Annotated in this window: 15 protein-coding genes, 1 tRNA gene and 1 riboswitch; of the genes, 12 read left to right on the forward strand and 4 right to left on the reverse strand. The window is 61.8% G+C overall.

The annotated features are described in order from the left end of the window. The first annotated feature begins 50 nt into the window (after nucleotides 1-50). From cobO to cobU, 12 genes are all read left to right on the forward strand, one after another. Nucleotides 51-659, forward strand: coding sequence for a cob(I)yrinic acid a,c-diamide adenosyltransferase (cobO, locus tag D6858_RS04480; protein ID WP_120107543.1), 609 nt, complete (start codon nucleotides 51-53; stop codon nucleotides 657-659). Then, nucleotides 656-1,957, forward strand: coding sequence for a cobyrinic acid a,c-diamide synthase CobB (locus tag D6858_RS04485; RefSeq protein ID WP_120107545.1), 1,302 nt, complete (start codon nucleotides 656-658; stop codon nucleotides 1,955-1,957). Before cobO ends, D6858_RS04485 begins: the two co-directional genes overlap by 4 nt. Before the next feature lie 12 nt (nucleotides 1,958-1,969). Next, a riboswitch (cobalamin riboswitch) is annotated at nucleotides 1,970-2,160 on the forward strand. Between the two features lie 145 nt (nucleotides 2,161-2,305). Next, nucleotides 2,306-4,264 carry a TonB-dependent receptor plug domain-containing protein gene (locus D6858_RS04490; protein WP_120107547.1) on the forward strand — a complete coding sequence of 653 codons (1,959 nt, stop codon included), beginning with the start codon at nucleotides 2,306-2,308 and terminating at the stop codon, nucleotides 4,262-4,264. Nucleotides 4,265-4,296: 32 nt separating this feature from the next. Further along, a complete protein-coding gene (locus tag D6858_RS04495; RefSeq protein ID WP_120107549.1) occupies nucleotides 4,297-4,854 on the forward strand; it encodes a hypothetical protein in 558 nt (185 codons plus the stop codon). A gap of 2 nt (nucleotides 4,855-4,856) precedes the next feature. Next, complete coding sequence (locus D6858_RS04500) at nucleotides 4,857-5,264, forward strand: DUF1636 domain-containing protein (RefSeq protein ID WP_120107551.1); 408 nt, start codon at nucleotides 4,857-4,859, stop codon at nucleotides 5,262-5,264. Further along, nucleotides 5,261-6,277 (forward strand): nicotinate-nucleotide--dimethylbenzimidazole phosphoribosyltransferase, encoded by a 1,017-nt coding sequence (gene cobT, locus D6858_RS04505; RefSeq protein WP_165859630.1) that lies wholly within the window; start codon nucleotides 5,261-5,263, stop codon nucleotides 6,275-6,277. Before D6858_RS04500 ends, cobT begins: the two co-directional genes overlap by 4 nt. After that, nucleotides 6,274-6,843, forward strand: a complete 570-nt coding sequence (locus D6858_RS04510; RefSeq protein WP_120107553.1) for a histidine phosphatase family protein — start codon at nucleotides 6,274-6,276, stop codon at nucleotides 6,841-6,843. The genes cobT and D6858_RS04510 overlap by 4 nt, the downstream gene beginning before the upstream one ends. Then, the gene (locus tag D6858_RS04515) at nucleotides 6,840-7,559 is read left to right on the forward strand and encodes an adenosylcobinamide-GDP ribazoletransferase (protein WP_120107555.1); all 720 of its coding nucleotides are present in this window, start codon (nucleotides 6,840-6,842) and stop codon (nucleotides 7,557-7,559) included. The genes D6858_RS04510 and D6858_RS04515 overlap by 4 nt, the downstream gene beginning before the upstream one ends. 2 nt (nucleotides 7,560-7,561) lie before the next feature. Next, nucleotides 7,562-8,539 (forward strand): threonine-phosphate decarboxylase, encoded by a 978-nt coding sequence (locus D6858_RS04520; protein ID WP_120107557.1) that lies wholly within the window; start codon nucleotides 7,562-7,564, stop codon nucleotides 8,537-8,539. Next, nucleotides 8,532-9,470 carry an adenosylcobinamide-phosphate synthase CbiB gene (gene cbiB / locus D6858_RS04525; RefSeq protein ID WP_120107941.1) on the forward strand — a complete coding sequence of 313 codons (939 nt, stop codon included), beginning with the start codon at nucleotides 8,532-8,534 and terminating at the stop codon, nucleotides 9,468-9,470. Before D6858_RS04520 ends, cbiB begins: the two co-directional genes overlap by 8 nt. Continuing rightward, complete coding sequence (locus D6858_RS04530; protein WP_120107559.1) at nucleotides 9,458-10,927, forward strand: cobyric acid synthase; 1,470 nt, start codon at nucleotides 9,458-9,460, stop codon at nucleotides 10,925-10,927. The genes cbiB and D6858_RS04530 overlap by 13 nt, the downstream gene beginning before the upstream one ends. Further along, on the forward strand, nucleotides 10,924-11,436 hold the full coding sequence (cobU, locus tag D6858_RS04535) for a bifunctional adenosylcobinamide kinase/adenosylcobinamide-phosphate guanylyltransferase (RefSeq protein ID WP_120107561.1): 513 nt from the start codon (nucleotides 10,924-10,926) through the stop codon (nucleotides 11,434-11,436). The genes D6858_RS04530 and cobU overlap by 4 nt, the downstream gene beginning before the upstream one ends. 8 nt (nucleotides 11,437-11,444) lie before the next feature. On the opposite strand, the gene D6858_RS04540 is transcribed toward cobU, so the two are convergent. The 4 genes from D6858_RS04540 to D6858_RS04555 form a co-directional block, all read right to left on the reverse strand. Beyond that, nucleotides 11,445-11,518: transfer RNA gene (locus tag D6858_RS04540), tRNA-Gly, on the reverse strand. Nucleotides 11,519-11,602: 84 nt separating this feature from the next. Continuing rightward, nucleotides 11,603-12,250 carry an OmpA family protein gene (locus tag D6858_RS04545; RefSeq protein ID WP_120107563.1) on the reverse strand — a complete coding sequence of 216 codons (648 nt, stop codon included), beginning with the start codon at nucleotides 12,248-12,250 and terminating at the stop codon, nucleotides 11,603-11,605. A gap of 16 nt (nucleotides 12,251-12,266) precedes the next feature. Then, nucleotides 12,267-14,114 carry a cation:proton antiporter gene (locus D6858_RS04550; RefSeq protein WP_120107565.1) on the reverse strand — a complete coding sequence of 616 codons (1,848 nt, stop codon included), beginning with the start codon at nucleotides 14,112-14,114 and terminating at the stop codon, nucleotides 12,267-12,269. Between the two features lie 92 nt (nucleotides 14,115-14,206). Then, complete coding sequence (locus tag D6858_RS04555) at nucleotides 14,207-14,743, reverse strand: adenine phosphoribosyltransferase (RefSeq protein ID WP_120107567.1); 537 nt, start codon at nucleotides 14,741-14,743, stop codon at nucleotides 14,207-14,209. Nucleotides 14,744-14,768: the final 25 nt, after the last annotated feature.

The following is a 14,768-nucleotide window of genomic DNA, read 5'->3' on the forward strand; positions in this document are numbered from 1 at the left end:
GCTGCCACCTGTGGCAGCGCTCCCGAACCGTATTGCGCCCGGAGGATGTGATGACCGAAGATGAAATCAACCAGCGACACAACGACAAGGCCCGCAAAAGGCAAGCCGCACGGGCCAAGATCATGGCCGACAAGACCGAAGAGAAAGGCCTGCTGATCGTCCACACCGGCAAGGGCAAAGGCAAATCGACCGCCGCATTCGGCTTGGTCTGCCGCGCGCTGGGCCACGGGATGAAAGTGGGCATCGTGCAGTTCATCAAAGGCGGTTGGGCCACGGGGGAAAAGATGGTCTATTCGGCATTCCCCGATCAGGTTGAACATCGCGTGATGGGCGAAGGCTTCACCTGGGACACACAGGATCGCGCCCGCGATATCGCATGGGCCCGCGCCGGGTGGGATGAAGTCAGGCGGATGATCGCCGATCCCGAAATCGCAATGGTGGTGGCAGACGAATTGAACATCGTGCTGCGTTACGAATATCTGCCTGTCGAGGAAGTCGTGGCCGGGTTGGTCGACCGGGCGCCGATGAAACATGTCATCGTCACCGGACGCAATGCCCCCACCGCCCTGATCGACGCCGCCGATCTTGTGACTGAGATGGTGCAGATAAAGCATCCGTTCCGATCGGGCGTGAAGGCCCAGCCGGGGATCGAGTTTTGACCGCCCCGCTGGCGCCAGGGCTACTGGTCGCCGCCCCACGTTCGGGAGTGGGCAAAACACTGATCGCCATTGGATTGCAGCGCGCTTTCATCCACGCCGGTCTGACAGTCCGCGCAGCGAAAGCAGGGCCGGACTATATCGACCCCGGATTACATGCGCTGGCAACCGGACGACCATCGATCAATCTCGACGGGTTTGCGGTGGCCCCGGCGATGGTGCGCGGGCTGGCATCCGGCATCGCGCGCGATGCCGATCTGGTAATCTGCGAAGGCGCCATGGGGCTGTACGATGGTGCATCCAGCACCAGCACGGCGGCAGAGATCGCCCGCCTAACAGGGTGGCCGATCCTGCTGGTGATCGATGCCGAAGGAGCGGGGCAAACCGCCGCCGCAGTGGCACATGGGATGGCTTCCTATCCCGGCGCGCCACCTGTTGCCGGAGCTATCGTCAATCGCGTGGCGAGCGACCGTCACGCCGCGATGATCGCAGAAGGGTTTGCTGCTATCGATGTACCGCTGCTGGGCATGGTTCGGCGCGATGCGGCACTGACAATGCCTTCGCGCCATCTGGGGCTGGTTCAGGCACGGGAGGACACTGATATCGACGCGCGGATCGATAGCATCGCCGCCATTATCGCCCGCGACTGCAATCTGCCCGCCATTTGCGCTTCTGCACACGCGACACGTGCCGCTGCGCCAGCGATCCCCACCATTCGCCCGCCGGGCCAGCGCATCGCCCTCGCCTCCGACGACGCCTTCGCATTCTTCTATCCCCATCTCGCTCAGTGGTGGAGGGCTGCAGGGGCGGAAATCGTGCCGTTCTCACCACTGGCCGATCACGCTCCACCGGTCGATTGCGACACGTGCTGGCTACCGGGCGGCTATCCCGAACTGCACGCCGCGACAATCGCGGCCAATGGGCGTTTCATGGCCGGGTTGCGGGAATTCGCCAAACGGGCACCAGTGCATGGCGAATGCGGCGGCTACATGGTGTTAGGGCGCTCGATCGAAGACAGCGACGGCACCCGCTATCCAATGGCCGGCCTGCTGCCGGTCGATACAAGCTTCGCCAGACGCAAGCTTTCGCTTGGCTATCGCAAGGCGCGCTTGTTGGCCCCTGCCCCGTTTGCGGCCGCGGCCAGCCCGCTCTGGGGCCACGAATATCATTATGCGACAATTGTTTCGCCAAATGAAGGCAAACCATTTGCTCGTCTCTCGGACGCCCACGGCACAGATTTAGGCATGGCCGGGCACCATGCCGGGAACGTCAGCGGCAGCTTCTTTCACTTGATCGCATGAGACGTTGCCCCTAACCAGCGCGCCGCGACAGGTTCCCCGGAAGGGGATTCAAAGGGAACGGAGTGTAAAACCCCGGCTGCCCCTGCAACTGTAAGCGGATAGCTATCGAGCCACATGCCATTGGGACCATCACGGTCCTGAGAAGGCGGCCCGAACGGCATTGACCCGCGAGCCAGGAGACCTGCCCGTCGCCGTCGTCTTTCGTGCGGACAGGGTGTGCCGGGCGAACGGGGGTGAACCCGACAGACGACATAGGTGGCTGTGCATCCGCACGGGCCGATGTCGTGCGCCTTATAGGCATATCGCCATCGATTCCGCGGCTGTGCGGCCTTGTCGATGGGGTACACGATGTTCCGGTTTGTTATTCGAAGTTCCATTTCTCTCGCTGCAATTGCGGCAGCGGCTCCCGTATTTGCTGAGGAAATTCCCGCCTATCCGACCGTGACTGACGATGATCGCGAGATCATCGTCACCGCCACCCGCGCCGAGGTCGCGCTTGACCACACACCGGCCAGCATCACTGTGCTCGACAAGGCAGCGATCGACCGGTCGCAGGACATCGGCGCAACCGAACTGCTGCTGCGGACGCCGGGCGTGACCATTTCGCGCAATGGCGGGTACGGCACATCGACATCTCTGCGTATTCGCGGGGCAGAATCCGATCATACCGTCGTCGTGATCGACGGGGTAAAGCTCAACGATCCGGCTTCGGCCGGTGGCGGATACAATTTCGCCAACCTTCTTGTGGGAGACATCGACCGAATCGAAGTCCTGCGCGGGCCGCAATCGATCCTGTGGGGCAGCCAGGCGATCGGCGGCGTGGTCAATATCGTCACCGCCGAACCGCATAACGAGCTGGAAGGCAGCTTCGATGTCGAGGCCGGATCGCGCGCTACTGTCAGCGCGCGCGCCGCACTGGGCGGAAAGAACGGCCCGCTGCGCTGGCGGATCGGCGGACAGACATTCACCACCGACGGCATTTCAGCAGTCGCACCTGCATTCGGCGGAGAGGAAAAAGACGGATACCGCAACGACAGCATAACGGGCCGCGCGCAAATCGCGCTGACCGACAATCTGGAAGTGGATCTGCGCGGCTATCACTCGTCCGCGCGGGTCGGATTCGATTCAACCCGTGGGGACAGCGAAGACTATGGCCTGAACAGCGAAACGCTCGGCTATGTCGGCGTAAATTTCGCACTGCTGGAGGGTCGATTCCGCAACCGCCTGGCCTATTCTCGCACGGAAACCGAACGCGATAATTTCAACCCGACCCGCGAACGGCCGCAAAGCTTCGAATCCGAAGGGATCAATACGCGGTGGGAATATCAGGGCAGCTTCGATCTGACCCGTGGAATCGCCGCAATTTTCGGGGTGGAGAACGAACGCGCACGTTTTCTCAGCCGTTCGCCTTCGGCATCGCTGGCCACCCCTGTCCCCGCCTTTGCAACCGGCGAAACCGAAGCGACCAGCGCTTACGGCCAGGTCAGCGTGGAACCAATTGACGGCCTGACCATCGATGGCGGCATTCGCTACGACGATCACAGCCGCTATGGCGGGCAGACATTACTGGCGGTGGGCGGAGTGTGGCGTTTGCCAACCGGCACGATCCTGCGGGCGAGTTATGGCGAAGGGTTCAAGGCGCCGACGCTGTACCAGCTCTACAGCGATTACGGGAACCTCGCGCTCGACCCGGAAGATGCCCACGGATGGGAAGCGGGGGTGGAACAGCACCTGTTCACCCGCAAGCTGACCCTGGCAGCAACCTGGTTCGACCGGACGACGACCAACCAGATCATCTATAACAGTTGCCCGGCCACATCGACCGATCCATTATGCCTGGTGCCGGGCAGCACCACCGAACAGCGATGGGGATTCTATTCCAACGTATCCCGCGGCGAGGCGCACGGCATCGAAGCGACAGCGGCGTTACACTTTGGCAAGCTGACACTCGACGGAAACTATAGCTGGATCGTGGCGGAAGACCGCTCTCCCGGCACTGCCAATTTCGGCAACTGGCTGCCGCGCCGTCCGCGCAATGCAGCGAATGCATCGGTCAGCTATGCTCTGCCGTTCGGGCTCGATCTCGGCGCAGCGGTACGGTGGTCGGGCAGCAGTTTCGACGATGCAGCCAATACCAACCGCCTCGATGCCTACACACTGGTCGATCTGCGCGCGGAATATCGAATTTCCGACAGCGTCAGCCTGTTTGGCCGGGCAGAGAACCTCTTCGACGAAGAATACATGACGGCCTACCGTTACGGCACACTGGGTCGCAGCTTCTACGCCGGTCTGCGGGGGCGGTTCTGATGCACAGTAACTATCAGCCAGAGGAGAAAAGTATGACCACGCTTTCGGACGCGTTTGCGCGCAATATCTGGATCGGGACAATGGCTACGGTCAGCACGGTCACATCGCTGTTGCTGGCTTGCGCCACTCCATTCCCCTCGCTTGCCGCACTCGCCGCAACGAACGTATCGCGCCGCGATGGCATGGTGCTGATGTTCGTCGCATGGTTTGCTGCCCAGGCGGTGGGCTTTATCGTCCATGGCTTCCCGTTTGAGCCAGCCAGCATGGTCTGGCCTTTCGCACTGGGCACGGCAGCAGTCGGTTCGCTGTTGGCGGCGGAATTTGCCCGACAGTCGATGGCCAGCACCCATGCGCTGCTACGTGCTGGCGGAGCCTATATCGGTGCATTTGCCGGTTTCAAATTGGGCATCCTGCTGTGGGTGTCGCTGCTCGATCACGGTTGGGCTGCATTCTCCGCGGACATCATGCTGCGCCAGTTTGTCCGTTATGGCGCGATCTTCGCCGGAATGGCAGCAGTGCAATATGCACTCACCCGGCTCGGCGTTCGGGTAGCGTCCGATCGCTACGCGCGCGCGGCTTCCGCCGCATGACAATGCTGCGCCCCGCCGCCAGCGGCCCATCGGTGATCGTGTGCAATACCTGCCGCCACAGCGGCGATGCGCGCGAAGACGCCTATGGCGTGCGCGGTGGGGCGCGGCTGTTCGCTCTGCTGCGCGATCTGGCGCAGAACGATCCCGCCTATGCCGGATTGTCTGTGGAGGAGATGCCGTGCCTGTTCGCGTGCACGGATTTCTGTACCGTCCACATCCGCGCCCATGACAAAGTCGGCTACGTATTGGGCCGTTTCACCCCCGATGCCGACGCCGCCCGCGCAATTCTGGATTATGCGCTCCACTATGCCGCCAGCGAAGAAGGTCGGGTCGCTTATGCCGACTGGCCAGAGGGCGTCAAAGGACACTTCATCGTGCGGGTTCCGCCCGCAGGGTTTGTCGCGCAATGATCACCTTCGCATCACCGGTCGCTTTTGCCTCGGCGCTGGCCGATCTCAAAGCACCCGACTGTGCCGCACGTTCCGCCGCGCTGTCCCGCCAGCGGCGGCTGACCAAACCAGCCGGATCGCTGGGGCGACTGGAAGACATCGCAGTGTTCTTTGCCGGTTGGCAAGGGCGCGAACAGCCTCGCATCCAGCAAGGGCGAACAATCGTATTTGCAGGAAACCACGGGATAACCGTGCACGGGGTCAGCGCATTCCCCGCTAGCGTCACCGCCGGGATGGTCGCCAATTTTCGCGCGGGCGGTGCTGCGATCAACGCTCTTTCGGGTGCGGCGGGCCTCGATCTGGCGGTCGTGCCACTGGAAATCGAACGTCCCACAGCCGATTTTACGCAATCCCCCGCGATGACCGAGGATGAATGCCTCGCCGCTTTAAACGCTGGCGCGGCTGCGGTCGGCAGCGATCTCGACACGATTGTGCTGGGCGAAATGGGGATTGGCAATTCGACCGCCGCGGCAGCGCTTTGCGCGCGCAGTCTGGGCGGGGATGCGGCGTCGTGGGTCGGCCCCGGCACGGGAATCGATTCTGCCGGAATTGACCGCAAGGTCGCGGTGGTGGACCGCGCACTGGCCCATCACGACGGCGCGCCCCGTTCCGCCTTCGAAACACTGCGCCGGGTAGGCGGGAGAGAAACCGCTGCTTTGGCAGGCGCGATTTTGCGGGCAAGACAGCTTGGCATTCCCGTCCTGCTCGACGGGTTCATTTGCTGCTCTGCCATCGCGCCGCTGTTTGCCGACAATCCCGCGATTGTCGATCACTGTCTCGCTGGTCACTGCTCAGCCGAACCGGGGCACGAGCGGTTGCTTGGGCAGTTCGGTCTCGACCCGTTGCTCCGGCTCGACATGCGACTGGGCGAAGGCAGCGGCGCGGCGGTCGTGGCGGGTGTAGTGCGCGCTGCACTGGCGACTCACAACGAGATGGCCACGTTTAACGAAGCTGGCATCGCAGACGCATTGTGACCGACTTTTCGCTTCACCTTCTGCGCCACGGCGCACCTGTACAGCCGGGTTTGCTGATGGGCCGGACAGACGGCCTGCCCACCGATGCCGGGATCGCCGCGCGTGTGGCGCAGGCCGGTTCGCTCGACATAGAACACATCGTCACGTCCGACCTGCTGCGATGCCGCGCGGCAGCAGATGCGATCGGGGCGACAAAAGGCGTTGTGCCAGTGGTCGATCCGCGTTGGCGAGAACTGGACTTTGGCGACTGGGACGGTGCCGCTGCCGACACGCTCGACCCAGAGGCGCTGGGCCGGTTCTGGGACGATCCCGACGCCTCTCCGCCGCCGGGGGGCGAGCGCTGGTCTTCGCTGGCTTCGCGTGTTTCCGATGCGCTCGCCGCGCTTGCTTCGCGCCCTACGCTGATCGTGACTCATGGTGGGTCGATCCGTGCAGCGCTGCATAACTTGTGCGGATTTACCCAGCGCCAGACGTGGAGCTTCGCCTTGCCATATGGCGCACTGGTTTCGCTACAGGTGTGGAGCGGAGATAGGCCAAGCGCGCAGATCACGGCGATCCACGCATGAAAGGTCTGATCGTTGCGATACAGTTCCTGACCCGTTTGCCCACCCCGCATATCGCGGTGAGAGGCGAGGAGTTCGCAGCATCGATCCGCTGGTTTCCCGCTGTCGGGCTGATCGTGGGCACATGCATTGCGGCGGGAGCTGCGGCGGGCGCACAAATCGACAACTGGACCGGCGCGCTGACCGCACTGCTGATCTGGGTTGGCATTACCGGCGCGCTCCATCTCGACGGGTTGGGAGACATCGCTGATACCAGCGGCGCCGCCCACAAGGATCGCGCCAGGCTGCTGGACGTATTGGCCGATCCGCATGTCGGCAGTTTCGCAGTCGTCGCGATTGCCATGCAGTTGCTGGCCAAACTGATCCTGCTGCACGGACTGATCGATGCCGGTGCAATCCTGCCCATCGTGATGATCCCCTTCGCTGCGCGGACAGGGCCACTGGTGTGGTCACGCTGGCTACCCGATCTGCATACGGGGCTGGGGTCACGCTTCCGTGGCGCAGTGCGATCTGGCGACATAGTCCTGTGGTCGCTGGCTCTGGCATTGGGCGGCTTCTTATCGCCTTCGCTGTTCTGTGTTCCGGTGGCGCTGTTCCTGTGGGGCTGGTGGCTCAACCGCACGATAGGCGGCATCTCCGGCGATGGACATGGCGCCGGAATCGAGATTACCGAGAGCATGTTACTGTTCGCCGCGCTGATCTGGGAACACATCAGGTGACGTTGGGCAGTTGGACATGGCACGGCGGCGCGATCGATGCAGCGAAGCGCCATTTCGGAAACCACGACGATGACTGGATCGACCTGTCGACCGGCATCAACCCGGAGGCGTGGCCCGGTGTTGCCGACCTTGCCATAGACTGGCACCGCTTGCCCGAACAGAACGCACTTGCCGATCTGGAGGATTCTGCCGCGCAGTTCTTCGGGGTCGATCCGCGCCACGTCTGTGCCGTACCCGGCACGGAGACAGGTTTGCGATTGGTCGGGCAACTGCTGAACCGAGCCGGACAATATGTCGCGCCGGGATATCGCACCCACAGCGAGATGTTCATGCCCGGCACACCGGTCGATCTGAAGGCCGCAATGGCAACCACAGCGACTTTGCTGATCGCGAACCCCAACAACCCCGATGGGCGCATTGTCAGCCGCGATGGACTGGCGGCGCTACTGGACAGTCGCGGTGAAAGCGAATGGCTGCTGGTTGATGAAGCTTATGCCGACTGCGATCCCGCCGTCAGCATAACGAGACGTGTTGGCGAGGATACTCGCCTGATCGTATTCCGCTCGTTCGGCAAATTCTTTGGGCTTCCCGGTGTTCGGCTCGGCTTCGTACTCGGCCCCCAATCGCTCCTTGCCACGCTGCGATCCTTGCTGGGATCATGGCCGATCTCTGCAGGAGCGATTGCCATCGGTACTGCCGCCTATCGCGACCGGGATTGGACTGTGCAGGCCAGAAATCGGTTGAGAGTCGGTGCCGACGCGCTCGATAGGGTGTTGCGAAGCCACGGCTATGCGCCACAAGGGCTCTGCCCCTTGTTCCGGCTTGTCCACACGCCCAATGCACCGAAGGTATTCGAACGCCTCGCCCGCTCAGCCATTCTGACGCGCCCGTTCGCGGACCGAACCGACTGGCTTCGCGTTGGCTTGCCGGGCGATGGCACAGCGCTGGATCGACTGGACAAGGCGCTTGCTTGTGGCTGAGCCGGTCGCAATGCTGGCGCTGGCAATCGACGCAGCGGTTGGCTGGCCGAATGCTCTCTATCGCCGTATCGGCCACCCCGTTGGCGTGTTCGCGTTTGCGATCAACCGGGCAGAGGCCCGCTGGAATCGCCCCGATCTGCCTGCCGCTACCCGCAGGCTGGCGGGCGTGGCCACGATGGCTTTGATTGTCGCTGGCGTCGCGTTGGCTGGATGGGCGGCACAGTGGCTGTCGTTTGTCGTGTTCGGCACCTGGGGCTGGCTGGCCGTGGCTGCAATGGCCTGGCCGGCACTGGCCCAGCGGAGCCTGTTCGTTCACGTCAAGGCGGTCGCTCGCACACTGCACTGCGGAGATATGCGCGCAGCACGTGAGGCGGTCAGCGCCATTGTCGGGCGCGACACCCACGAAATGCAAGAAGCCCCGATTGCGCGGGCCGCAATTGAAAGTCTGGCGGAAAGCTTCTGCGACGGGATCGTGGCGCCACTATTCGGGCTCCTCATCCTCGGACTGCCCGGCATCTGGGTTTATAAGGCCGTCAACACTGCCGACAGCCTGATTGGCCACCGCGAACAGCGCTGGCGCGCATTCGGGTGGGCCGCCGCCAGAACCGACGATGGGATGAACCTGATACCCGCAAGGCTGGCCGCCATTGCGTTCTGCATTGTCGGCGGCGGGGGATGGCGCATCGCCTGGCGCGACGCCGCAAAGCACACGTCGCCCAATGCCGGATGGCCCGAAGCAGCAATGGCCGGCGCCCTTCACCTACGTCTGGGCGGCCCGATCCGCTATGATGGCGTCTTGTACGACAAACCGTGGATTGGCGATGGCAGCAGCCAGCCAACGGCCAGCGATATCGACCGCGCATTGCGGATATATGTGCGGGGCTGTCTATTGCTTTGGTTTGCGGCAGGGATGATCGAATGGGCACGTTGATGTTGCAGGGCACCGGTTCGGACGTCGGCAAATCGGTGCTGGTTGCCGGGCTGTGTCGGCTGTTCACCAATCGCGGATTGAAGGTGCGACCGTTCAAACCGCAGAATATGTCGAACAATGCCGCCGTCACTGTCGACGGTGGGGAGATCGGTCGGGCACAAGCGCTACAGGCACTGGCCTGCCGCACCGATCCACACAGCGACATGAATCCCGTTCTGCTCAAGCCCCAGGCCGATCGCACGTCGCAATTGATTGTGCATGGAAAGGTGCGCGGAACGCTGGGCAGCGGCAATTTCCGCGCGGCACGCGGCGCGCTGCTGGGCAAAGTCATGGAAAGCTATGCCCGGCTGAAGGATAGCTGCGATCTCGTGATCGTAGAGGGAGCGGGATCGCCAGCCGAAATCAACCTGCGTGCAGGCGATATCGCCAATATGGGATTTGCCCGCGCCGCAGGGGTTCCGGTGGTGCTGGTCGGTGACATCGACCGTGGTGGTGTGATCGCATCTCTGGTCGGCACACAAGCTGTGATCGATGCAGGCGACAATGCCATGATCCACGGATTTCTGATCAACAAATTTCGCGGCGATGCCGCTCTGTTTGCCGATGGATATCACGCCATCGAACGACACACAGGCTGGCAGGGACTGGGCGTTATTCCCTGGCTACCCGGCGCATCGCGCCTGCCGAGCGAAGACGCGGTTGTTCTGGAACGCCCACGGGACAGCAGCATCAGCCGTAAGATCATCGCCTGCCCCGTCCTGCCGCGCATTTCCAATTTCGATGAACTCGATCCACTGAAGCTGGAGCCGGGCGTCGAACTGGCGATGGTGGTGCCGGGCCACCCTATACCGGGCGATGCCTCAGTCATCGTTTTGCCGGGCTCGAAAGCGACGATGGCCGATCTCGCATTCATGCGTGAACAGGGGTGGGAAATCGACCTGCTCTCTCACCACCGGCGCGGCGGGTTGATCGTGGGAATATGCGGCGGATACCAGATGTTAGGGCAAACGATCACCGATCCACACGGGATCGAAGGGCCGCCGGGGGAAATCACCGGGCTGGGCCTTCTGAATGTGCAAACGGTGCTGTCACCGGGCAAGGCGCTGCGCCAGATCGATGCAACCGCTCTCGGTGTTCAGACGACCGGCTACGAAATGCATATGGGGCAGACGTGCGGTGCAGGAACGGATCGACCGTTTGCCGTGCTGGAAGATGGGCGAACCGATGGCGCGATCAATGCGAATGGCACAGTGATGGGCACCTATCTCCACGGACTGTTCGCCTCCGCCGACTTGCGGAACGCACTGCTGAGCCGCATTGGCATTTCAGGAGGCGGGCAAGACTATCACGCCGGGGTCGATGCCGCGCTCGACGAAATTGCGGCACAACTGGATAACTATGTCGATGCCGATACGCTGCTCGATCTGGCTCTCTCGAACACAGCAGCTGCGACATGAGCGGGCACAGTCTGTTCGTGGTCGGCGGTGCGCGTTCCGGCAAAAGCCGTTATGCTCAGGCACGCGCTGAAGCTGTTGACGGCCGGCATGTTTTCATCGCCACAGCTCAGGCATTCGATGCGGAAATGCATGACCGCATCGCTCGCCATCGGGCAGAGCGCGATGCACGCTGGCACACCGTTGAAGCATCGGTGGACCTTGCCGCCGCGATCACCGCATACGATCAGCCCGACAGCGTAATACTGATCGATTGCCTGACCTTGTGGGTTTCCAACCTCCTAATGGCGGATGCGGATGTCACGCGCGCCGTCGAAGATCTGCGACATACCATTCAGCGTTTTCGCGGCACCTCGATTCTGGTGTCTAACGAAGTCGGCATGGGCATCGTGCCGGACAATCCACTGGCGCGCCAATTCCGCGATGACGCCGGACGGACCAACCAACTAATCGCCGCAGCCGCCAGCGAAGTGCAACTTGTAGTCGCAGGCCTGCCGATGAAAGTGAAATGAGGTGAGGCTGGAGCGGGTAAGGGGAATCGAACCCCTCTAGCCAGCTTGGAAGGCTGGAGCATTACCACTATGCTATACCCGCTCAGGCCTCAGGCGCTTGCCACGAGGATAGCGGTTTCGTCAACGCCCAGCTTTCACTCGTTGTCGATTTCAGCCCGGAAATACCTCAGCGCGTGGTCGTCAGTTCGTCCACCAGCGTTTCCGCCGCACCTGACTTGGCTGCTTCCGGAGTTCCAGGCGGGACTGCAATGGTGATATCGACCCGGCGGTTACGGGCGCGCGCGTCTTCATCGGGCGTACCGTCGTCTTTGGCATTGGGTGCGACTGGATTCTGTTCTCCGAATGCGATCACGGTAATGCGCTTTTCCGCGACCCCATGTTCGATCAGCCAGTCGCGAACCGTTTCGGCTCGCTTCCGACTGGCGCGAAGGTTGGCTGCGTCGTTGCCTGCCGAATCGGTGTGCCCGCCCAGAACGATCGCGCCGCCCGCCTTCATTTGCGGCGAATTGAGCACTTCCTGAAGAACCTTTCGAGCCGCGTCGGAAAGCTCGCTGCCGCCGTCGTCGAATCCGATCCGCATGGACAGCGGTGCCATCGGCTTGGGCTCGCGTGCAATTTCGACATCAGGCCGAAAGATAGAAATTTTTTCGCCCCCTTCGCTCGCTGCATCGGATGGAGTGGGTGCGACATCGGTTGCTGAGCTTGCCGTATCGGTCGCTTCATCGGAAGAGCCGCCGCGATGGCACGCCGACAGGATCAATGCCGTTCCACTGCATATCGCCATTGCTTTCGCCGCTTTGATCAGATCGATCATTGTCCTCTCCTGTATCTTATGCCGTCTGTGCCTTGCTGCCACGTTTTGCTGCTTTTTTTGCCGCCACCTCTTCGGGTGTCTTCGGCTGTGGGGGCGAGAATGAGATTATCGTGTCGCCTGCACGCGGTTGCGGTTGCACAGCGTGGCTGAAGAACCGCATTGTCCCATCGGGCCTTAACAACAATAACATCTGATTTGCTTCGGGCAGCTTCTGCTGTGCATCGTTGAAATCGAACTGATCGGACAGGCGAGTGCGACGGAACACCCAACCTTCCCGCTTGAGCTGGCCTACATCTTCCACTCCGAAACCGGACTGGAACAGCGCGCGCCCACGCAGGGATTCAGGCAAGGCACGATAATCGTCATTCTCGCTCGCTTCACCCAGTTGATAGACCGCATCGCGACCGATCTCGTAGGCAAATTCATTACAGACGAGCGCATTGTACGCTTCATTTTCCGTAGCTGCGACGAGCACCTGAAACGGTGTGAGGTCGAGATTATGCTCGGTCGCTTCGTTGAGGATTTCGCCATGATAAAAGGGCAAACCCTGTTGCCGCACCGGCGCAAGTCGCTGCCAGCTGGAATCGACGATCATGACCGGCGTTTTCAGCTCGTTCATCTGTCTTGCCAGAGCAATGGTCCACGGCGTTGCCCCCACGATCAGCAGCCCCGGCCGGGTAGTGCCCTTCACGCCCAGCAAGCGCGCCACAAGGTTCACCGTGAATCCGCTAGAGACAATTGTTGCCACCACCACAGCGAAGCTCAGGCCAATCAGGATATTCCCATCGGCATAACCAAGGTCCGCAAGGCGCAGGGCGAACAACCCGCTGATCGCGACCAGAACGATCCCACGCGGTGCAATCCACGCCAAAAATAGCCGCTCGCGCCACGGCACAGAACTACCGAGCAGGGCGATCAGAACAGTCGCCGGGCGGATGATGAACAACAGCCCCAGCAGGAACAGACCGATCCGCCATTCGAGATAGCGCAGCTCTTCGAAATTGAGCGAAGCCGACAGCAGAATGAATATGCCGGACACCAGCAGAACGGCGATATTTTGTTTGAACGGATGGATTGAGCGCAAAGACTGCACATTCATGTTGGCCAGTGCCACGCCCATGACCGTGACAGATACCAGCCCGGCTTCATGCTCTATAAGATTGGCTGCCACGAATACCGCGATCACCATTGTCAGCAGCACCGGGACTTTCAGGTATTCAGGCACCATCCCTCTGGGGAACAGGTAAGCAATTACCCATGCCGCCGCATATCCGAGCGCCGCAGCCAGCACAGCCGCCACGATCATCGGCGGGACGACTTCGAAAAGAGTCGCTCCATTGGCGGACAGGCGGAAGTATTCGTAAGCCGCCACAGCGCACAGCGCACCGGCGGGATCGTTGACGATTGCTTCCCATTTCAGGATCGCGGCGGGGCGCGGCTGCACGCTTGCCTGCCGGAGCAGCGGCATAACCACCGTCGGCCCTGTGACGACCAGAATGCCTGCGAACAGCACAGCGACAGGCCATACCAGCCCCGCAAAGTGCAGCCCCCAGGCGCCGAAAAACCAGCCCAGTGGGATGCCGAACAGAAACAGTCGCCAGACCCCGTCGCCCGCATGGCGCAATTCGCGCAAATCGAGGCTCAGACCGCCTTCGAACAGGATCAATGCGACCCCGATCGAGATCATCGGCCCCAGCATCGGGCCAAACGCAGCCTCCGGATCGAACAGGTTGAGGACCGGACCGGCGAGAAATCCGGCCACCAACATCAGTACGATTGCGGGCCAGCCAGTCCGCCACGCAATCCATTGCGCGCCAATGCCCAGCACGCCGACAAGCGCGATTACGAGTGCCTGTTGTTCCATTGTCCCCCGGATGTGGCGCGAAAATGCGTTTTGCCCGCTATCAATGCACCGGCAATCGATTCGGTTTCTGTTAAAGTAAAGATCGAGGTGAGTTAGTCACCCTCGAAGTCGATCAGAGCATCAACGCGCACGCCCTGCTCTCGCAATTGGGTCGCTCCACCGAGATCAGGCAGATCGATCACGAAATGGGCGGAGCTGACTACTGCCCCTACCTTTCGCAGTAGTCTGGTCGCGGCCACGGCCGTGCCGCCAGTGGCAATCAGATCGTCGACAATAGAGATACGCTGACCGGGACGGATTGCATCGGGATCGATTTCAAGCCGATCGGTTCCGTATTCGAGCGCATAATCGATACCAATCGTCGGCACCGGCAGCTTTCCGGGTTTACGCACCGGAATGAAGCCGATTCCCAGCTCCACCGCCACTGCAGCGCCGAAAATGAATCCCCGCGCCTCCATCCCGGCGATTGCCTCTGCACCACTTTGCTGCGCCGCCTTGGCGAGATGCCCAACAGCAGCCCGAAAGCCTTCGCCATGAGCGATCAGCGTGGTGATATCGCGAAACTGGATGCCCGGCTCGGGAAAGTCCGGCACTGTGCGGATCAGCCCGCGTAGCTCTGTCGGGGTCATTCGCGGCTCCCAAAAAGGAAGCGCC

Source organism: Tsuneonella suprasediminis (assembly GCF_003605755.1).
Classification (GTDB): domain Bacteria; phylum Pseudomonadota; class Alphaproteobacteria; order Sphingomonadales; family Sphingomonadaceae; genus Tsuneonella; species Tsuneonella suprasediminis.